This window comes from Sphingobium sp. TomTYG75, assembly GCF_054771635.1.
The window spans coordinates 815,990-835,039 of record NZ_BSRE01000002.1; the positions used below are offsets into that span (position 1 = coordinate 815,990).

At 60.5% G+C, this 19,050-nt stretch carries 19 protein-coding genes; 13 read left to right on the plus strand and 6 right to left on the minus strand.

The window, feature by feature from the left end; translation table 11 throughout:
* Positions 1–95: 95 nt before the first annotated feature.
* Positions 96–869 (minus strand): SDR family NAD(P)-dependent oxidoreductase, encoded by a 774-nt coding sequence (locus ACYU81_RS17385; RefSeq protein ID WP_460988957.1) that lies wholly within the window; start codon positions 867–869, stop codon positions 96–98.
* A 437-nt stretch (positions 870–1,306) separates the two neighbouring features.
* Between ACYU81_RS17385 and ACYU81_RS17390 the strand changes: the two genes are divergently transcribed.
* The 12 genes from ACYU81_RS17390 (at position 1,307) to ACYU81_RS17445 (ending at position 12,161) form a co-directional block, all read left to right on the plus strand.
* Positions 1,307–2,956, plus strand: a complete 1,650-nt coding sequence (locus ACYU81_RS17390) for a class I adenylate-forming enzyme family protein (RefSeq protein WP_460988958.1) — start codon at positions 1,307–1,309, stop codon at positions 2,954–2,956.
* A gap of 20 nt (positions 2,957–2,976) precedes the next feature.
* On the plus strand, positions 2,977–3,840 hold the full coding sequence (locus ACYU81_RS17395; protein WP_460988959.1) for an amidohydrolase family protein: 864 nt from the start codon (positions 2,977–2,979) through the stop codon (positions 3,838–3,840).
* Between the two features lie 17 nt (positions 3,841–3,857).
* Entirely contained in the window at positions 3,858–4,952 is a 1,095-nt protein-coding gene (locus ACYU81_RS17400; protein ID WP_460988960.1) for a Rieske 2Fe-2S domain-containing protein, read from the plus strand.
* 74 nt (positions 4,953–5,026) lie between these two features.
* Complete coding sequence (locus ACYU81_RS17405; RefSeq protein WP_460988961.1) at positions 5,027–6,532, plus strand: amidase; 1,506 nt, start codon at positions 5,027–5,029, stop codon at positions 6,530–6,532.
* A gap of 16 nt (positions 6,533–6,548) precedes the next feature.
* Positions 6,549–7,307 (plus strand): SDR family NAD(P)-dependent oxidoreductase, encoded by a 759-nt coding sequence (locus tag ACYU81_RS17410; RefSeq protein WP_460988962.1) that lies wholly within the window; start codon positions 6,549–6,551, stop codon positions 7,305–7,307.
* A 127-nt stretch (positions 7,308–7,434) separates the two neighbouring features.
* A complete protein-coding gene (locus tag ACYU81_RS17415) occupies positions 7,435–7,914 on the plus strand; it encodes an Lrp/AsnC family transcriptional regulator (protein ID WP_196227172.1) in 480 nt (159 codons plus the stop codon).
* A complete protein-coding gene (locus ACYU81_RS17420) occupies positions 7,911–8,396 on the plus strand; it encodes an Lrp/AsnC family transcriptional regulator (RefSeq protein ID WP_460988963.1) in 486 nt (161 codons plus the stop codon). Before ACYU81_RS17415 ends, ACYU81_RS17420 begins: the two co-directional genes overlap by 4 nt.
* Positions 8,397–8,623: 227 nt before the next feature.
* Positions 8,624–9,682, plus strand: a complete 1,059-nt coding sequence (locus tag ACYU81_RS17425; RefSeq protein WP_460988964.1) for an acyl-CoA dehydrogenase family protein — start codon at positions 8,624–8,626, stop codon at positions 9,680–9,682.
* A complete protein-coding gene (locus tag ACYU81_RS17430) occupies positions 9,679–10,857 on the plus strand; it encodes an acyl-CoA dehydrogenase family protein (protein ID WP_460988965.1) in 1,179 nt (392 codons plus the stop codon). The genes ACYU81_RS17425 and ACYU81_RS17430 overlap by 4 nt, the downstream gene beginning before the upstream one ends.
* 3 nt (positions 10,858–10,860) lie before the next feature.
* The gene (locus ACYU81_RS17435) at positions 10,861–11,286 is read left to right on the plus strand and encodes a PaaI family thioesterase (protein ID WP_460988966.1); all 426 of its coding nucleotides are present in this window, start codon (positions 10,861–10,863) and stop codon (positions 11,284–11,286) included.
* Complete coding sequence (locus ACYU81_RS17440) at positions 11,283–11,654, plus strand: PaaI family thioesterase (RefSeq protein ID WP_460988967.1); 372 nt, start codon at positions 11,283–11,285, stop codon at positions 11,652–11,654. Before ACYU81_RS17435 ends, ACYU81_RS17440 begins: the two co-directional genes overlap by 4 nt.
* A gap of 174 nt (positions 11,655–11,828) precedes the next feature.
* On the plus strand, positions 11,829–12,161 hold the full coding sequence (locus tag ACYU81_RS17445) for an SWIB/MDM2 domain-containing protein (RefSeq protein ID WP_449469031.1): 333 nt from the start codon (positions 11,829–11,831) through the stop codon (positions 12,159–12,161).
* Between the two features lie 97 nt (positions 12,162–12,258).
* Here ACYU81_RS17445 and ACYU81_RS17450 read toward each other — a convergent pair whose 3' ends face one another.
* The 5 genes from ACYU81_RS17450 to ACYU81_RS17470 are packed head-to-tail and all read right to left on the minus strand — an operon-like array spanning position 12,259 to position 17,702.
* Positions 12,259–12,951 (minus strand): cytochrome b/b6 domain-containing protein, encoded by a 693-nt coding sequence (locus ACYU81_RS17450; RefSeq protein WP_460988968.1) that lies wholly within the window; start codon positions 12,949–12,951, stop codon positions 12,259–12,261.
* Positions 12,951–13,412 (minus strand): c-type cytochrome, encoded by a 462-nt coding sequence (locus ACYU81_RS17455; protein WP_460988969.1) that lies wholly within the window; start codon positions 13,410–13,412, stop codon positions 12,951–12,953. The genes ACYU81_RS17450 and ACYU81_RS17455 overlap by 1 nt, the downstream gene beginning before the upstream one ends.
* Positions 13,413–13,438: 26 nt before the next feature.
* Positions 13,439–14,794, minus strand: a complete 1,356-nt coding sequence (locus ACYU81_RS17460; RefSeq protein WP_460988970.1) for a DUF1552 domain-containing protein — start codon at positions 14,792–14,794, stop codon at positions 13,439–13,441.
* Positions 14,794–16,449: a DUF1592 domain-containing protein gene (locus ACYU81_RS17465; protein WP_460988971.1), complete on the minus strand. Its 1,656-nt coding sequence runs from the start codon at positions 16,447–16,449 to the stop codon at positions 14,794–14,796. Before ACYU81_RS17465 ends, ACYU81_RS17460 begins: the two co-directional genes overlap by 1 nt.
* Entirely contained in the window at positions 16,446–17,702 is a 1,257-nt protein-coding gene (locus ACYU81_RS17470; RefSeq protein ID WP_460988972.1) for a hypothetical protein, read from the minus strand. Before ACYU81_RS17470 ends, ACYU81_RS17465 begins: the two co-directional genes overlap by 4 nt.
* 191 nt (positions 17,703–17,893) lie before the next feature.
* Between ACYU81_RS17470 and ACYU81_RS17475 the strand changes: the two genes are divergently transcribed.
* Positions 17,894–18,970, plus strand: coding sequence for a helix-turn-helix domain-containing protein (locus tag ACYU81_RS17475; protein ID WP_460988973.1), 1,077 nt, complete (start codon positions 17,894–17,896; stop codon positions 18,968–18,970).
* Positions 18,971–19,050: the final 80 nt, after the last annotated feature.

The window sequence follows — 19,050 nt, forward strand, 5'->3', positions numbered from 1 at the left end:
ATATCATAAGGTTCGTAGTTGTGACGAATGAGGCCGCGCCGAAGTCTATTTGCGCGTTCCGGACTATTCAGTTCTGGTTGCCGCTGATTTGGGCCTCATCTGGGCATGTAAAGTTGAGCCGCCTTCCCGCCATCGACGGGTAGAGATGTTCCCGTGATGTAACTTGCGGCGTCCGACAGCATGAAAACGATGGCATGAGCCAGTTCTTCGGGTTGTCCCCCACGCTGCATGGGTATGGCGGCTGTTGTACGGGCGGCTGTGTCTGCTGCGCGTGCCGAGAACAGTTCAGTCGGCGCGGTTTGCACCTGGCCGGGAATGATCGCGTTTATCCTGATGCCCAGTGGCGCCGCCTCCATCGCGGCGGCGGCGGTGAAGTGGACGAGCGCAGCCTTGGAAGCGGAATAGCTTGCCATATTCACGGTCGCGCGGATGCCGCAGGTCGAGGCGATGTTGACGATCGATCCCTTGCCTGCCGCAGTCATCACTTTCAGAGCCGCCTTGGTGCTGACGAAGGCGGCGTCGCTGTTGACGGCGAAATCCTTGCGCCAATGTTCCAGCGTCAGTTTGCTGATCGGCGCATAATGGGTGGACATGGCGTTGTTCACCAGCATGTCGAGGCGCCCATATTTTTGCGCGGTGCCTTCGACCATCGCCGCAAGGGCATCGGTGTCAGTGACGTCGAGCTGGATTGCTTCGATCCGGCCGCCTTGTGCAGAGATGCTGTCGCGCGCGCTGTCGAGTAGCGCCTGCCTGCGGCCGCAAATGACGACCTGAGCGCCGCGCTGTGCCAACAGTGTGGCGGTCGCGAGGCCGATGCCATCGCTGCCGCCCGTGATGATGGCGACGCGGCCTTGAAAATCCTCGCTCATTCGACGTCCAGAACCTCACCTAAACAGAATCACACTCTTGCCGAGACCGGTGCGATGCGACTCAGGATCATTCAGAATTCGTAATTTGTAAATCTATAAATTCCGAATATGGATGTTTCAGGGGCTCGTAACGGATATATGAGAGCATCGGAATGATATCGCGATCCGCTAGTGTCCAAGCCGAGATTGCGCAAAAATCATTTTGGTTTCAGGGTATTTCAGCGACTTCCTCGCTTGCGGAAGCAGCATGAACGGCTGTCTGAAATGTGCGGAAAAATAATATTGTTGAATTACGCGAATGACGGAATAAAGTTGGCCTCAACAAAAGCAGGCGACGAGTCGAGGATAGAGGATGTCGGGAATGAGCGGGGCTGCGGCTCCGGCGAAAACTCCCGTCGAGAAAATTCCACGGCGGTAGAGTGATCCCCAAGGATAGCATGAGCAAGATCGACCCAATTTTCGCGACAGTCACCGCGCCAGGCACGCCCTTTGAAATTGGCGAGCAGGATGGGCTGCGCTTTTTCGTGAACGCGCCGTCGGACCTCAATCAATTGATAGAAGGCGCGCGCCGCTTTGGAGAGCAGATCTGTATCGTTGATTTCGACGGGCCGGAGGGTGAGCGGCGGCTGAGCTTTGCGGACATGTTCGCTTGGCGGGATCAACTGGCCGCCCGATTGGGTATAGAGCGGGGGCAGCGGGTCGCGATCTGCATGCGCAATCGCGCGGAGTGGGTGGTCGCGTTTCTGGCGGTTGTGAAGCAGGGCGGCGTTGCGGCGTTGCTCAACAGCCGCGGGTCGCCCGCCGAACTTCATGCGATGGTCGAGGAGGTTACGCCGGATCTTGTTCTGGCGGACACTGAAAGAGCGGCGTTGCTGCGCGACGGAGGCTATGCGGGGCGTCTGATCGACGTGACGCAGCCGTTGGGTGATGAGACGTCACCGATCGCGAACAATGCGGCTGCGGAACCGGGCGATCCGTGTGCCATATTGTTCACGTCGGGAACGACCGGGCGGGTAAAGGGCGCGGTGCTTTCCCACCGCAGCCTGATTACCGGATTGCTGGGCACGCAGCTGACCGGAATGATGGTGCTGCACAATATGGCGCGCGAATATGGGGTTCCGGTGGAAGCCATCGCCGCGCAGGTGCCGCCTCAGGCGATTTTGCTGGTTTATCCACTCTTCCACATTTCGGGGTTGGGCGCTGGCTTCCTTGCGCCGTTCCTGTCGGGCGGCAAGATCGTCGTGATGCGCCGCTGGGATGCGGATGAGGCTGTGCGCCTGATCGAGCGGGAGCGGGTGACGCAGCTTTCCACCGTCCCCACCATGTTGTGGGACATGGTGCATCGCGCGCGCAGCAAAGATGCCGACCTTAGTTCCGTGCGGAACATCGGATCGGGCGGGCAGGCGCTGCCGCTCAACCTGCTTGAGGAAGTGCGCAAGCTCTGCCCGCATGCGATGATAGGGACCGGCTATGGCATGACGGAAACGTCGGGCGCGATCGCCCAAGCCGTGGGGGCGGACTTTCTGGCGGCTCGTGCTTCGGCGGGACGAGTGTTGCCGCTGGTAGATTTGCGGATCGAGCGGGAGGACGGCGCGGTCTGTGGTCCGAATGAAACCGGCGAGATCATCGTGCGCAGTGCCATGATCATGAATGGCTACTGGAACAGGCCGGAGGATACGGCAAAGAGCCTGACGGCCGATGGCTGGCTGCGCACTGGCGACATTGGCTACCAGGATGAGGACGGTTATATCTTCATCGTCGATCGCGCCAAGGACATGGTGATTTCAGGCGGCGAGAATATCTATTGCGCCGAAGTCGAGCGCGTCCTGAGCGAAATGCCTCAGATCACCGAATGCGCGACCTTTGGCATCGCGGACGAGCGACTGGGCGAGGCTCTGGTCGCCGTGGTTCAGGCAGATGGCCTGGACGAACGCAGCATCATCGATTGGGTGGCGGGCAGGCTTGCGCCCTACAAGGCACCGGTGCGCGTCGCTTTTTCGGCTAAGCCCCTGCCGCGCAACCAGTCGCAGAAAATCAACAAGATCGCGCTTCGTGCGCTCTGGCCCGAGCTGGCTGAAAACAACTGAACAGGAGAGTTCCCATGGGCATGCCCAAGGACATAAAGATAATCGATTGCATGCTGGGTATTCCGGACGCGGAAGATCGTTCCGCCTGGTTCGATCCCTTCCGGCCGCTGATCAAGGATCAGCAGACGCTGCAGCAATTCGCGATGCCAGCGCAATATATGTTCAAGGACATTCCACAGACCGGCAAGGTGGATGACTTCGTGTCCTGGACTGTCGAGCAGATGGACCAATATGGCATCGACAAGGCGCTGGTTGGATGGAATGACAATGCGACGTCCTACCGTGCGAAGGAAATGTACGGCGACCGCTTCTTCTTCGACCTGCCCTGCGATCCGAACAATGGCATGGAGGAAGTAAAGCGGATCAAGCGCATCCATGCCGAAGTCGGGCTGTCGGCGATCAGCGTGTTCCCGGCGGGCACGCTGCCGCAGGTGGCGATCAATCACAAATATATGTTCCCGCTCTACACGGTTGCCGCCGAACTGGGTCTGCCTGTGCTGCTCAATGCCGGTATTCCGGGTCCGCGTATTCCGATGGAGACGCAAAAGGTCGAGCATCTGGATGAGGTCTGCTGGTTCTTCCCGGATCTGAAGGTCGTCATGCGTCATGGCGCGGAGCCGTGGGAAGCTTTGGCGGTCAAGCTGATGCTCAAATGGCCGAACCTCTATTATTCGACCAGCGCCTTTGCGCCCAAACATTATCCCAAGGCGATCATCGACTACGCCAACACGCGTGGCGCGGACAAGATCATCTATGCCGGATATTTCCCCATGGGTCTAAGCCTGGAGAGGATATTCAGCGACATGCAGAACGTCCCCTTCAAGGACGAAGTGTGGCCGAAATTCCTGCGCGAAAACGCCCTCAAGGTCTTTGACCTCAAATAATCTGACGGAGCCTTTCCATGTCGAACCCCGAAACCGCAGCCGCATCCGATGCGCGCACGCCGCCGGTTGCCGTATGGCAGATACTTGAGAAGCTGAAAGGGCAGGATCTGCTTGATTGGCGGCTGGCCGAGGTGAAGGACCGCGCGTCGATCGAAGAGCGTAACCTGAATATCGGCATTCCTTTTGGCTGGTATCCGATCCTGCTCTCTTCGGAATTGCAGGTCGGCGAAGTGAAGCCGCTGCGCTATTTCTCCAAGGATCTGGCGATCTGGCGCGGCGAGGATGGCAAGGTCCGCATGCTGGACGCCTATTGCAAGCATCTGGGCGCGCATATGGGCCATGGCGGCAAGGTGCATGGCAATCTGCTGGAGTGCCCTTTCCATGCCTGGCGCTATGACGGCGACGAGGCGGTGGTGAAGGACGTGCCCTACGCTCGCAATATCCCGCCGCAGGTGAAGCGGAAGTGCACACGCAACTGGCACATCACCGAAGCAAACCGCTTTATCTGGGCCTGGTATCATCCGCAGGATGAAGCGCCGCTGTTCGACGTGGCGGTACTGCCGGAGGCGAGCGACCCTGAATGGACCGATTATGAGGTCCATGAGTGGAATGTCTGGGGTTCCCTTCAGAATATGGCGGAAAATGGCGTGGACGTTGCGCATTTCCGCTTCATCCATGGCACGGCCAACGTGCCGCTAGGCGAACTGCGCTGGGGCGACTGGGGCCGGGGTGCGGACGTGAAGGCCAAGATGGGCACGCCGTGGGGCGAGGTCGATGGCTGCATCAGCTATGATACGATGGGGCCGGGGCAAAGCTGGACGCGCTTTACGGGTATTTCGGAGACGCTGCTGGTTGCCTGCTTGGCCCCGGTCGAACTGGACCATGTGCATGTCCGCTTCTGCTTCACTCAGCCCAAGGCGCAGGCGGAAGGCGAGCGGGCGGGCGTTGCCAAGGCGATCATCCGCGACATCTGCAAGCAGTTCGATCAGGACAAGGTGGTGTGGGACCGGCAGAAGTTCGAGCCGAACCCGATCATCTGCGATGGTGATGGCCCGATCCCGCAGTTCCGCAAATATTATGCGCGCTATTATGCGGATCAGAGCGCAGCGTAGCTGAACGAAGTGACGTGTTCCTGCCTTCGCAGGAACACTGGGTTAAAGACGGCGTGGGAGTGAGAGGAATGGACATGACACGCCGCGAGGGCATGGCGAGCGTCGGCGCAGCGGCTCTATTGGGCATCGCGGGGACGACAAAGGCCCGCACACCGTCCGCGAACCCGCTCGACACGCACGACGCCATGGGTCTGGCTGAACTTGTCGCCAAGAAGCAGGTGTCGCCCGGCGAGTTGCTGGAGGCGGCGATCGGGAAGGCGGAGGCGCTGAATCCGCGGTTCAATTTCATGGCGCAGAAACATTATGACTATGGCCGCGCTGCGATCGCCAAGGGTTTGCCGCAAGGGCCGTTTAGCGGCGTTCCCTGGCTGCTAAAGGACCTGAACACCTATATTGCGGGCCTGCCGACCGAGAATGGGAGCCGCTTCTACAAGGGATACAAGCCTGAGGTAACCTCTGAGCTGGTGCGGCGCATCGAGAAGGCCGGCTTTGTCATCTTCGGCAAGACGACGGTGCCGGAACTGGGCCTGACCGGCACGACCGAGAATAAGCTGACCGGGGACACGCGCAACCCGTGGGACGCGAGCCGGATTACGGGCGGATCGTCGGGCGGTGCTGCGGCGGCAGTGGCTGCGGGGGTCCTGCCCGCCGCGCACGCGACTGACGGCGGGGGCTCGATCCGTATCCCGGCGTCCTGTTGCGGGCTCTTTGGCCTGAAGCCCAGCCGGGGCCGCGTGCCGATGGGGCCGCCGCGCACCGAAGGCTGGGGCGGACTGTCGGTGCATCATGCCGTCACCCGCAGCGTTCGGGATTCCGCCGCTATTTTGGATGCGACGCAGGGTCCAGAGCCGGGCGGCCGCTATGCAGCGCCGACGCCGGGCGAGACTTTCCTGTCGCAAGTCGGGAAAGCGCCGGGGCGTTTGCGGATAGCGTTGATGCTGAATGCGCCTGCTGGATCGCCGGTCGACCCGGAATGCGTGAAGGCGGCGCGCAAGGCAGCGCGGCTGTGCGAGAGCTTGGGCCATCATGTCGAGGAAGCGGCGCCCAAGCTGGACATCGCGGCGATGGGGGCGGCGAGTTTCGTGTTGATCGGCTCATCCGTGGCTGCGGACATGATGGATCGCGCGAAGGCGACCGGCATCGCGATCGGGCCGGATGTGCTGGAGCCGATTACGCTGGGCTTTGTCGGCTACGGGCAGAAGACGACTGGCATGGACTTCGCTCGCGCGAACAATACGTTGCAGGCGGCGGCGATCACCATGGCGCAGTTCATGGCGAATTATGATGTGATCCTTTCGCCGACATTGGCCGCTCCCCCGCTGAAGCTGGGGCAGATCAACCTGACGCCTGATGTGGATTTTGCCGCATGGGGACAACGCGCGGCGGTCTTCTCGCCCTTTACCCAGGTTGCGAACATGACCGGCCAGCCTGCCATGTCGGTGCCACTTGCCATGTCATCGGCGGGTCTGCCGATCGGGGTGATGTTTATGGGACGCTATGGCGACGAGGCGCTGCTGTTCAGGCTTGCGGGGCAGCTGGAAAGTGCTGCGCCCTGGAAGAACAGGCGTCCGGCGATTTAATATATTGGAGAATATGATGCGCGGATTGGAAGGCAAGGCGGGGATCGTCGCAGGCGGCGGGCGCGGTATCGGCGCGGCCACGGCGCGGCGGTTAGTGGCTGAGGGCGCATCAGTCGTGATCGGCGACATTGTCGGCGAGTGGGCGCAAGAGACCGCGCGCTCCATTCGCGAGCAGGGCGGACGGGCGATCGGCGTGGTGCTTGACGGCACGAAGGCGGCGTCTCAGGCGGCGATCGTTGAGGCCGCCTTGTCCGAGTTCGGGCGGCTCGACTTCTACCACAGCAATCTGGCGGGCGGCACCGAAGGCGACATCGATGTGCTGAACTGTTCGGAAGAGGTGCTGGATCGGTCCTTCGCGATCAATGCCAAGAGCCATTTCCTGGCGACGCAGGCTGCGCTTCCAGTGCTGTTGGAGCGTGAGGGTGGCGCGATGATCTACACCTCCTCCGGCGCAGCGATTTCGGGAAACCCGATGCAGGTCGCCTATCCGATGACGAAGAATGCTTTACATGCGCTCGTCCGGCACGTCGCCCGAAAGTTCGGGAAGCAGGGCATCCGCGCCAATGGCATTTGCCCTGGGGTCGTCCTGACCGAAGCGGTGGCCCAGCATCTGACGCAGGATTATGTGGACAATATGCTGGAGAATTTGCCTCACCGTCGCCTAGGCAAGCCCGATGATATTGCGGGCGCGGTTGCGTTCCTCGCGTCCGACGATGGGGAATGGGTTAACGGGCAGCTCTGGCATGTGAATGGCGGATCGCTTTTGCGAGACTGAAGGCATGCGCCCTGCTTCCAACCCTAAGGTGGCGCTCGCGATGTTGCTGGCCGGAGGATGCGCTTTCGATTCGACCTTCTGGCCCTTTGCTGGCAAGAGCAGCGGTTGAAAGAGGTTGAGTGGGTATATGAGCGAGACGTTTGCGTTCGACGAGACGGACCGGAAGATTGTCGAACAGCTGCGGCAAAATGGCCGGGCCACCAATCAGCAGATCGCGGAATCCCTCAACCTGATTGCTTCCACCGTTTCGACGCGCATCCGGCGGATGGAGGATGCGGGCATGCTGCGCGTTGTAGCCGTGTCCGACTTTGCGGTGCATGGCTATCATGTCCTGATCCACCTGGCGGTGCAGGTGAGTGGGCGGTCGGCATTGGACGTTGCGGAAGAACTGGCTGTATTTCCTGAAGTCTTCGCTGCGCATCTGGTGACGGGTAATTATGAGATTAGCCTGCTCCTGACGCTCCGTGACATTGATGAGCTTCCCTCACTGATCACGGATCGTTTGTCGAAGGTGCGGGGAATAAGATCGATGACACCCGCGATTGGGCTCGACATTGTCCGCTATGGCCTGGATACCGCTCCGATCGATCGCAGGAGGCTTGCATGAGGAGGCCGGACCTCGACGAGCTGGATCACCAGCTGATCGACATATTGGCGCAGGACGCGCGCGTGTCCAACCGCAAGATCGCGGCCGATCTGGGCGTGAATGAGGGCACGGTCAGGGGCCGCATCAAGCGGTTGCAGCAGGAAAAGCTGATCGCTTTCACCGCCCTGACGGGGTTGAAGCTGGAGAAGGCGACCAATGTGGCTTTCGTCGCGGTGCAGGCGGATGTCAGCCATGTCCGCCAGATCGCGCGTGACATCGCGCATATACCGCTGGTCAAGGCCGTGATGATCACATTGGGGCCGTGCAACATCATGGCTACGTGCCTGTATGATGACCTTGACAACCTTCACAAGATGGCGTCGGGGCAGATTCTGTCGATGGAGGGGGTAAATCACGTCGAAACCTCCCTGGCGGTCAGGACTGTGAAGTTCAGCAACCGCGTAGTTCGGATCACGGACGCGCAGACGGTCAGCAGCTTGTAAGGTTCAAGTGAACAGTTAAATTCGGAATTTAAATATTTTCAAATTCCGCATATGAGCGCTTGAAAAGGAAAATGACCTCATATAGCAGGATGTGAGCGGCGTTTGGCAGTATATGGCTGCCGATCGTCAATGGCAGGAGAGAGCCGCCGCGTCATTGGATGGCTGATGTCTCGCACCGTTGGGTGTCGGGGCAAGGATCTCCGCCAGCATATTTAAAGGCGGCCGAGATGGAATTCGCATTTACCGACGAACAACAAATGATCGCGGAGACGGCGCGCAGCTTCTTCGCGGAGAATGCCACCAGCGAGCGTACGCGCAAGGCGATGGCGGGCGACGGCATCGATCGGGCGCTTTGGCAGGCTTTCTGTCAGGAACTGGGGCTCTCCGGCATCGGACTTCCGGAAAGCGCGGGCGGTGCGGGCCTAGGCATGGTGGAGCTGGCGATCATCGCTGAGGCGGCAGGCGCTCAGGTGGCGGCATTGCCTATGCTGAGCAGCTTGGCGCAGGCTGCGCAGGCCATCGCAGCTGGCGGTGACTCGGAGCAGCAGGACCAGTGGCTACCGCGCCTGATCTCTGGAGAGGCGATCGGTGGTTATTTCTATGGCGCGGACATTCAGTCGGATGGCGACCGGCTGACGGGCGGATCGCGTTTCGTCGCCCACGGCGCCTGTGCGGACATGTTTGTGGTGACGAACATACGGCAGGTCTGGATTGTCCGCGCGGATGCGCCCGGCGTGAGGGTGACGAGCCAAACGAGCATGGACCAGACCCGGCCCTTGGCTCATGTGCGGCTGGACAATGTGGCGGGCGAGCGGCTTGCCGATCCGGAAGCTGCGCTGGCCGCTGTCCATCGCGCTGGGTTCATCGCGGCGGCTGCGGAGGCGCTGGGCGGCGCGCAGGCGTGCCTCGACCGGACTGTTGACTATTCCAAGGAGCGTATCCAGTTCGGTCGGCCGATCGGGTCTTTCCAAGCCTATAAGCACAGGCTGGCGGACATGATGGTGGAGATCGAGCAGGCCCGGTCGGCGGTATATTGGGCCGCCTGCGCCGTGGATGAGGGCGCTGAGGAGGCGGAGATGGCCATTCATGCCGCCAAATCCTTTGCCACCGACACCTATTTCCGCTGCGCCGGTGATATGATCCAGCTGCACGGCGGTATCGGTTTCACCTGGGAGCATGACGCGCATCTGTTTTTCAAGCGCGCCCGTGCGCTTCAGACGATGCTTGGCAACAACGTCTGGCATCGTGAGAAGATCGCCATGATGATTCTGGGAGAAGCGGCATGAAACTCGGATTTTCCCCAGAAGAAGAACTGTTCCGGAAGGAGTGCGCCGACTGGCTGAATGGCCAGATGGCGGGCGAATTTCGCGACATCAAGGGCATCACCAAGCTGACCGGCAGACCGGAACGGCGGAAGGAGTGGGAGCAACAGCTTGCCGCGCATCGCTGGTCCTGCATCGGTTGGCCCTCGCAATGGGGCGGGCGCAACGCGACATTGGCGCAGCAGGTGATCTTTGCCGAGGAATATGCCCGGGCGGGTGTTCCGGGGCGCGTCAACCATATCGGCATCGAGCTTGCTGGTCCCACAATCCTGACATTCGGCACCGAGGAGCAGAAGCAGCGCTTTCTGCCCGGCATTGCGGGCGGCAAGACCATTTTCTGCCAGGGCTTTTCCGAGCCCAATGCCGGTTCGGACCTTGCCAGCGTGCGGACGAAGGCGCGGCTTGAAGACGGCGAATGGGTGGTGAACGGCCAGAAGATCTGGACGAGCCTTGCCCATATTTCCGATTGGATCTTCGTCGTGACGCGCACGGAGGAAGGATCGCAGGGGCCGAAGGGCCTCACCTTCCTGATGATGCCCATCGATCAGCCGGGTATCGAGATACGCGGTATCCGCCAGATCAATGGTGATGCGGAGTTCAACGAAACCTTCTTCACTGACGCGCGGTGTCCGGCCGACAGCCTGATCGGCGCGGTGGGCGATGGGTGGCGGATCGCGATGGGCCTGCTGGCCTTTGAGCGGGGCGTGTCGACGCTGGGTCAGCAAATGGGGTTCCGCAATGAACTTGACGAGATCATCGCGGCGGCCAAGGCCAATGGAGCAGCGAATGATCCCTTGATCCGTCAGCGCGTCGCCAAAGCGGAAGTGGGCCTGCGCCTGATGCGGTATGGCGCGTTGCGCATGTTGTCGCAAACTGATCATTCCAAGATCGATGGCGCGGCGCTGACCTACAAGATTCAGTGGGCCAGCTGGCGCCGCGACCTTGGGGAACTCGCCATGGACGTGCTGGGCCAAGTCGGCGAAATCAGCGATCATGCCGAATATGAATGGGATACGCTGCCTAACCTGTTCCTCTTCTCTCGGGCCGACACCATTTACGGTGGCACCAACCAGATTCAGCGCAACCTGATCGCGGAGCGGGGGCTGGGCCTGCCGCGTGAACCGCGCGGGAACGCCTGAACGGTGGAGGAGGAAGATGCCTTCGAGCGATTGAAGAACCTGCCGCCGCGGGGACATCATGCATTGCTGGGCATCTATAATGTCGATCATGGACCGGACTGGGCGGAACTGGCTTGCCCTTTCGCTCCCGGGTTTCTCATGGATGCGGACGCTGGCCTGGTATCGTCCGGCCCCATCATTTCGCTAGTCGATGCGGCAGCAGGTTCCGCCATCATCGCGCGCACGCGCCAGTGGCGGGGGATGGCTACGCTTGACCTGCATATCGATTATCTGCGGCCAGCAAGGGCAGGGCACAGCCTTTATGCGCGCGCCCATTGCCATCATTTAACGCGCAAGGTCGCTTTCACCCGTTGTGACGTTCATGATGGTGACCCAAAGGCGCCGATCGCCACGGCAACCGCCAGCTTCTTCTTCACGGACGAGTCATGATCGTTCGCACCCCCTATGCGCAGATGCTGGGCATCCGGAGCGTTGCGCTGGATGGCGAAACGGCCGTCCTCATGATGCCCGCTGCTCCGTCGCTCGAAGGGCGGTCGGGGTTTCTATATGGCGGCGTCATTGCCAGCCTGCTGGAACTCGCATGTCTTGAGGCCGTCGCGCAGGATCGGAGGGAGCCTTGGCCCAAACCGATCAACATGTCTTTCGACTTCCTGCGCGGTGGGCTGATGGTGGACAGCTATGCGCAGGCCCGGCTCATCCGTGTGGGGCGAAGGGTGGTGAACGCCGATGCCGTTTGCTGGCAGGCGGATCGGGACAAGCCCATCGCGACGGGTCGCATGCACCTGCTGCTGGACTGAAGCAAAGGGCGCAGGGCGGCACGGGCGGTCGACCAAAACCGCCTGGCGAGTGGGATGCTTATGTGGCCGATGCCGCGAGAAAGGAGCCTTGATTGTCATATGACAGGCAACTTTTTCGTCCCTCATGACTTGGCATGATCATCAACCCGCGAGCGATCAGCAAGGGAGAAGTTCATGGCGCAGACTCGTGAGCAGCGTGGCGAAAAGGAAACCAAAGCGGCTGTCGCCAAGGTGAAAAAGACAGGCAAGGTCACCGATGGCGCGCGAGGAGGGATCACCGCGCCGGTTACGCCCTCTCCTGAGCTGGCCGACATTATTGGCGATAGCAAGATTCCGCGAAGCGAAGTGGTCAAGAAGATCTGGGCCTACATAAAGGCGAATGACCTCCAAAATCCAAAGGACAAGCGAGAGATACTGGCCGATGACAAGCTGGAAAAAATATTCGGAGGCAAGAAGGCCAGCATGTTCGAAATGAACAAGCATTTGGCGAAGCATCTCAAGGCTTGAGATGGATATTCAGACGAACTGTGTGAAATGGGAGGAAGGCCCTCTGCGCTGACTGCGAAGAGGGCCTTTCTTATAGCGCATTAGCGTAGGTTGCGTGTCACGCCCGGCCGAACTGGGCGATCAGCAACCACGTTCCGCCCGCAATCAGCAAGAAGAGAATAAGCGCGGACCAGGCCGATGCGAACCGCAGCGTTGGCCGATCTCCTGACCATTTCCGCGTTCCGCTGATCATTGGTCCGACAAGATTGTCGCGCCGATGGACAAGGTAGAAAAGAACGGCGACGACATGAAGAGCCGTGAGGGCAAGAATGGCGTTGAAGATGAAGGCGTGCCATTCCGCCGCGACCCGGCCGGTTTCGAAATCGACCAGATAGGAAAAGGGACCGGACTCCATTCCGTCGATATCCACGGAAAAGAAGCCGAGCCCCACCTGCACCGCGAGGATGGTGATCATGGCGATCACACTCCAGCCGCCAACCGGATTATGGCCAGCTGCTGGGGTGGCGGCCCGGTTGAACATATGGCCGCGGACATAGCGAAGCAGGGTCGATGGGCCGCCAACGAAGTTGGAGAAACGGGCCGTGCTGCTCCCCGCGAAACCCCAGATCAGGCGGAAGAGCAGCAGTGCGAAAATGCTGTAACCGGCTAGCCGATGCCAATCGAGCATGCGTTCTTCAGCCGTCCACCAGGCGAAACCCAGCAGCGGCACCAGCGTCCAGTGAAACAGACGGATCGGCAGATCCCAGATACGCAGGCGCACCGGCGCGCCGCTCATTTCCGCATCCACCATCAAAGCTCCGCGCGGAAGCGATCGTGGCAGCTTTTGCAGGTGCCGCCCAAAGTGGTTCGCGCCGCGCCAAGGCCAGCGACATTGCCGCTGGCGGCTGCCGCATCGAGGGCCTTCGAAGCGGTGATCATGTCGCCCTGAAGCTTCACGAAGGCCGCGTTATCCTTCCAGATTTCAGGCTTCGCGCGCGTCTTGATGCCCGATTCCGAACCGCTGCCCTTCGGGAAATATTTGGGTAACAAGGCGGCGCGAGTGGCGATATCACGCGCCAGCGGGCGGACGCTGTTCATATCGGGCGATCCGGACTTCAGTTCATCATTGATGCTTTTGAAAGCTCCGCCAATCTCCTTGTAGCTGGCCTGGCGTGCCTTGATCGCGTTGGTGACCGCCGGTGTGGCGGCATAGGCGGCGTAGCTCGCGGCCAAGCCGAGGGTTGCCAAAGCCAGGGAGTAGGGAAGCTTCATATTCTGCCTCATTCTTTCTGTGATCGTCACGCCAATATTTCGCCGATGGGCCGCTTCGTATTCATGGCATCCATGCCCCATGAGTCGACCGAAATTCCCATAACCTGCTGAAGTGTCAAGCCGACACGGCTGATCGACTCTCCATTGCCATGGACGTGGATGCCGGATTTGACCTTTCCGCCTGCGCGCCCGGCCAGCATCGCCGGAATGCCCAGAACATCATGGTTCTTGGCATAGGATACGTCCGAATGCGCAAATACCAATGTGTTGTCGAGCAGGGTGCCGTCGCCTTCCTTGATCGCTGCGAGCGCCGACACGAAATCCGCCCAGGCTTCCATGCTGCGGGTGGCGAAGAAATCCACGGTCGGTTGATACCCGATGGCCCGGTCGATCATTTCTTCGTGCGTGTTCTGGTGATACCCCGTCGTCTGACCCGCCTGACGCAGATCGGATGCCGCTGTCGAGAAATTCATGTTGAACACGCGGGTCTGGTTGCAGGCCAGTGCCATGGCCAGCATCTGCGCCATCAGCTTGTGATTGATCTTCCGCTGCTGGACATCGGTGATGTCGCCTGACATGGCCGGTGCTTCGGCGGGTACGACGCAGGCTTCGGCCGGCGGGGGTTTCTGCAACTGTAGCGCGAGCTTTCCTTCCATCTCGCGAACAGAGGTGAAATATTGGTCCAGACGGGCCTTGTCGGTTGCACCCAGGCTGGTTTCCAGCGCGCGGCGTTGTTCGGTAACCCCGGACAATACGCTCCGGCGCACCATGATGCGCGGATCGGGCTTGAAATCGGCCTTGTTGGGATCGTTGAAATCCGGGCCGAAAATCTTGCGGTAGAATTCGACCGGGCTGGGCGTGGCGGCATTCATGCTGCGTCCGTCGCGGAATGAATAGCTGGTGCGGGCATTGCCGTCCGCCGAGAGATCGAGCGAACGGAAGAAGGAGCCGCCGCCGATCGCGTCGCCGATCAGGACGTCAAGCGTAGGTGCCCGAATGGCGAGCCAATCGTCTGCGGGCGCGCCCGTGCGGACGGCGGTGTTGCCCGACAGATGAGGCAGATTGCCTTTGCCATCCAGCATCACGTCGAACCCGGTCAGGACGCTTACATGCTGCTTCACGGCGGCAATGGGCGCAAGTTGCGGGGGCAGGTCGTAATCGGCCCCCATGGACTTTGGCTGCCAGCGATCAGGGATCATCCCGCATCCCCAGAACCATGTGCCGAAGCGCACAGGCAGGCGCCCGCCCCCCAGCGTCGCGGCAAAGGCGGTGCCGTTATTGTCCAGAAACGCGTCCAGCAGGGGCAGCCCCAACGTAACTGCACCGCCGCCCAATATCCCGCGCAGCAGGAAACCGCGCCGTGTCGTTCCATTCATCAACATCAGCCAGTCTCCTTCGATCTGCGAACCGTTGCCACGCGACTTTCAGGAGCCAGGCGCGGCATGGCGTAAAATGCGGGGTCCAGCGCGATGGCGCGCATCAGGGATGGGAAGCGATAGCCGCTCGCCGAGAAGCCCTGACTGAGCCGCGCTATCCCGGCTCCGTCTGCTTCCGCCGGATTGCGTCCATTGGCGTAACGCCATGCCGACTGGACGAGGCAACTGCTGACGCGCGGGCTGTCGTGGAACAGTTGCCCAAGAGCAGCGGCGCCGTTGTAGGCCTGCTTTTCGAAATCGCCGGTGACGTCGATCACCTCGTCATGTTCGACCTTTCGGAACTGGCCGACGCCGTCGAACTGTTCCAGCCCCAAGCCTATAGGATCGGTGCGGCGGTGGCAGCTGGCGCATTCCTCGTCATCAAGGTGCGCCTGAAGCCGGGCGCGGGTCGTCTTGAGCGTCGGGTTGTCGACATTCTGCACCACCGCGAAATTCACGTTGGCGGGCGGGGCGGGGATTTTCTCGCAAAGGAATATCTCGCGCAGCGCTACCCCGCGAAGTGTCGGTGAGGTGCGACCCGGATGCGAATGCTGTGACAACAGGCTGGCATGCGTGAGCAATCCGGTTCGCGGATCACCTTGCGGAAATTCATAAATATACCAGTCAGGCTTTGTCACCGGCACGTCGTAGATCGGGCCGAGCGTGCGGTTCATTGCGATGGACCGCGTCGTGAAAAGGTCACGATAGTCGCCCTTTCGATCCACCAGCAACCAGTTGATGGTGCGCAGCGTCTGATCTCGCAGCGAAGTGCCGACGGCCTGCGAATAGGCGGGATAGATAAGGGTGTCCTTCGCCAGATCGTCCATTCCGTCCAAGCGCAGATAATCGGTGAAGAAGGCGCGAACACCCTCCTGGAACCGTGGCGAGGCGATCAGCCGATCGACGGCCTTGGCGAGTCCTGCTTGGGTATCGAGCGCGCCGCTGCGTGCTTCGTCGAGCAATGTCTGATCGGGCGCGCTGTTCCACAACAGGAAGGAAAGGCGGCTTGCCTTCGACCATGCATCGACGCTCCGGCGGGAGGGAGCGGGGCGATCTATGCGGAACAGAAATTCGGGGCTGGTCAGCATTCCGCCGAGCGTTGCCGCCAGACCTGCGTGGAAATTCCCGAGCGTAGCGGTCGCCTCTGTCGCTGACCTTGTAAGAGCCGCAACTTCGCCTTCGCTCAAGGGCCGTCGATAGAGCTGCGAGCCGACACGTTGAATAAACTGGCGGGCACACGCGGAGCCATCCTTGTCCGCTGGAGTAGGCGCGCAACCGATCAGTTTTTCGCGGTGCTGCTCGTCCGTCACCTGCGTCGCGATGCTGCGGGCTAACGTCTCATATTGTTCAAGGCCCGCTGCCGTGACGGAGACTGCGCTCGTGCCGACCGCCTGAAGTCCGTCGATGCGCAGATCTGGCTCAAACCGGCCGACAATCTTGATGTCGGGGCCGAAAATATCGGCGATGACGCTGCGATACTGGCTTTCCGTCAATCGCCGGATCTGGCTGGGAGGTGTGTCCGCGTGCGTTTCGTCGGCGCGCGCTCCATTGAGGGCGATGCTGAGCCCAAGGGTGAGGCAGGCGCCAGCTAGGGCGAGCGAGGGAAGGGCGCGGACCTTCATGGACGCACCTCGCTTTGTGCGACTTGGCTGGGCGGAGCAAGGAAGGCTTTGACGCCCACGAAATCATAGGCGGAGGATATGGCAGTGAAGCGACCAGTGCGCGGATCACGATAGCCGTCGGCCAGGCGATCGATCGCCTTGCGAACACCGGGGCAGGATACTCGCGTCAGATTGGCACCATTCTGTGTCATCTGTTCAATCGAGTCATAGAAGCTGTCCAGCGTGTAATAGCCAAAGATGCTGCCTTCTATCGAGCCATCAGGGCTAAACTTGGCACGCAACCGAGCGCCCCGGATATGGCGGGGTGCATCCACTATCTGTTCTTTGTAGTTCATAGTCAGATCGACCGGGTCCGTCGTCAAGATGCCGCCTGTAATGCGACCTGATACCGTGGCGCGAAGCCGGGGATCAGGGTCGGGCGTAAAGGTGGCGCGTGCGAGCGGGCCGCCACGGCCGTCGCGGGTCAGCGGTTCACTGACAGCAAGAATGGTGACGCTCACTTCAGGGTCATCCTGAAGGCTGTCGACCCCGCGAAGCTCGATTACAGTGGGCGCGCGGGCCGAGATCATGGTTTTGCCCGCAACTACTTCCTTGCCGTTTTCGCGGAAGGTGGAAACGCAGCCGACGGCGCGCCAAAGCCGGTTATCGACGCCGTTCGTGCCATCTGGACCTTCGAAATCCAACTTTCCTGCCTTGCCGTCCAGGTTGATACCGGCGGCAACCTTGCCCTCATAGGTTTTGAAGTTTTTCGCCAAGGCCGGGAAATCGGCGGGGTTGGAGCAGGCGCTGTAAACCACTTCCCGCTTCTGGAAGGCGAGCCGCCCGGCGCCTTTGGGTAAACCGTTCAGGGCGCCGATCGCCGCCGCCAGCTCCTGCGTTGGCTCTGCCTTTGGATCGTAGCCCGGCGGGAAATGCACGGAAGATGAGCGGTCGCCGCGAAGAAATATTCTGCGGAATTTGAAATATTCGTTCATCCGCTGCTCAAGTTCCTGCCGTTTCTCCTTGCCGGCATATTTGGCCTGCTCGGCAGGTGGCAGCATGGCATAGAATCGATCGAGGTCCCCGCTATCGGGCACGGGACAGCTGTCTTTCTCCCCACCCTGGGCAAGATAGACATTGCTGAGTACGAAGGTGTGGACGCCGGTTTCACCGCCGGTGGGCGCGTCGGCGCCGATGAGGGACGCCGCGATCAGGGGCAGGGCCACATATGTTCTGGTCGGCCGACCGCCGGTCGATCCCAATCTGCCCTTCATATATTCCTCTCTGATGCCGCTTTAGGCGGGTGCTTCAGATTTCATGACTCTTCCTGCGTTTTGCCACCACCCCAAAATCGATCATGTGGCGCGGCAATTTCGCGCATCCATTCTGCGCCAACACTGGAAACAGAAAGATTTATCCTGGGTGCCGGATCGACTAGGTTGATCGAAAATCAAGGGAAGTATCAATGCGGCCATTACAGACGGAATCCGGCGAATGGCATCTTGCCGAGAGCGTGGCTGAGCGCGTGCTCGCCATTTATGCCGAAGCGTTCGGGTCCACTGAACCACTTTTTGCCCATGTAGGCCGGTCGGTCGATGGGGGAAGTTCGTTGAGAACCTTGCCGGTTGCCGATCTTGCGCGGATGACCAGCCAGGCGATTAACGAACTGGCGCGCCGGGACGCGGTGATGATAGGACGCCGGGGGCTAGGCCCATGTGATTGGCGCGTCATAATGTACAGCCTGACGAGCGCACGAACCTTGCGTGAAGCGATAATGCGTTGCTGCGATTGTTTTGAAGCCATCGACTGGCGATGTGGCAAGATGGCGCTGCGGACCTATGGGGACAGGGCTGAACTTCAATTGGAAGCGATGCGAACCGGCGGATCGACGTCAGCGGGCTGCTTGATCGACCTTTTCGGTGTGATGGAAATACATGGCCTATTTGGTTGGCTGATCGATCATGCGATCCCAGCACGCAATGCCTGGTTGAACCATGCTCCGGAAATATTCGAGGTGCTGAATTTGCCATCATTGCCCTTCCCGGTGCGGCTGAACGGAGGCTGGAGCGGCTTTGATTTCAGTGCGTCGCTGCTGGATTATCCCGTAATGCGCAACTGGGAAGACCAGCATCGTCGACCGCTCAGTAACCTCCTGTTCGTTTCCAACCCTCAGGAAGCCGAGCGGACGCCAACAGGAATACGTGTTCGCGGCATTGCAATGGCAGCGCTGAGCAATGACCGGCGGCTGCCTTCCTTCGGAGAGATCGTGAGCGCACTTGGCGGAAGTGAGGCTACACTTCGCCGCCAGCTGGCGCGTGAAGGAACAAGCTATCGCCAGGTGCGCGAAAGCTGCCGCCGCGAACTGGCGCTGCATTTACTGCGCCGAACAGAGATATCGATCGAGGATATAGCGGCCAGGCTCGACTATTGCGATTCAGATGCTTTCCGTCAGGCGTTCCGCGCATGGACGGGTCATTCGCCGACTGCTTATCGACATGACGGCGGGACCGCCATGTTTCGGCCAGAAGCTATGGCAAGATAAGGCTTGCCATCAAAATAGCGGCTAGGGTTGGGGTCGTTGAAGCTAGCGCTACCTTGAAGCGCCATGAGACGGCGTGAAGG

Coding starts and splice junctions, on each gene's coding strand:
- ACYU81_RS17460 (WP_460988970.1), bottom strand. CDS start 14,794: ATGTTGATGAATGGAACGACACGGCGCGGTTTCCTGCTGCGCGGGATA.
- ACYU81_RS17385 (WP_460988957.1), bottom strand. CDS start 869: ATGAGCGAGGATTTTCAAGGCCGCGTCGCCATCATCACGGGCGGCAGC.
- ACYU81_RS17415 (WP_196227172.1), top strand. CDS start 7,435: ATGAGCGAGACGTTTGCGTTCGACGAGACGGACCGGAAGATTGTCGAA.
- ACYU81_RS17450 (WP_460988968.1), bottom strand. CDS start 12,951: ATGGTGGATGCGGAAATGAGCGGCGCGCCGGTGCGCCTGCGTATCTGG.
- ACYU81_RS17440 (WP_460988967.1), top strand. CDS start 11,283: ATGATCGTTCGCACCCCCTATGCGCAGATGCTGGGCATCCGGAGCGTT.
- ACYU81_RS17455 (WP_460988969.1), bottom strand. CDS start 13,412: ATGAAGCTTCCCTACTCCCTGGCTTTGGCAACCCTCGGCTTGGCCGCG.
- ACYU81_RS17470 (WP_460988972.1), bottom strand. CDS start 17,702: ATGAAGGGCAGATTGGGATCGACCGGCGGTCGGCCGACCAGAACATAT.
- ACYU81_RS17410 (WP_460988962.1), top strand. CDS start 6,549: ATGCGCGGATTGGAAGGCAAGGCGGGGATCGTCGCAGGCGGCGGGCGC.
- ACYU81_RS17445 (WP_449469031.1), top strand. CDS start 11,829: ATGGCGCAGACTCGTGAGCAGCGTGGCGAAAAGGAAACCAAAGCGGCT.
- ACYU81_RS17430 (WP_460988965.1), top strand. CDS start 9,679: ATGAAACTCGGATTTTCCCCAGAAGAAGAACTGTTCCGGAAGGAGTGC.
- ACYU81_RS17425 (WP_460988964.1), top strand. CDS start 8,624: ATGGAATTCGCATTTACCGACGAACAACAAATGATCGCGGAGACGGCG.
- ACYU81_RS17390 (WP_460988958.1), top strand. CDS start 1,307: ATGAGCAAGATCGACCCAATTTTCGCGACAGTCACCGCGCCAGGCACG.
- ACYU81_RS17465 (WP_460988971.1), bottom strand. CDS start 16,449: ATGAAGGTCCGCGCCCTTCCCTCGCTCGCCCTAGCTGGCGCCTGCCTC.
- ACYU81_RS17400 (WP_460988960.1), top strand. CDS start 3,858: ATGTCGAACCCCGAAACCGCAGCCGCATCCGATGCGCGCACGCCGCCG.
- ACYU81_RS17420 (WP_460988963.1), top strand. CDS start 7,911: ATGAGGAGGCCGGACCTCGACGAGCTGGATCACCAGCTGATCGACATA.
- ACYU81_RS17395 (WP_460988959.1), top strand. CDS start 2,977: ATGCCCAAGGACATAAAGATAATCGATTGCATGCTGGGTATTCCGGAC.
- ACYU81_RS17405 (WP_460988961.1), top strand. CDS start 5,027: ATGACACGCCGCGAGGGCATGGCGAGCGTCGGCGCAGCGGCTCTATTG.
- ACYU81_RS17475 (WP_460988973.1), top strand. CDS start 17,894: ATGCGGCCATTACAGACGGAATCCGGCGAATGGCATCTTGCCGAGAGC.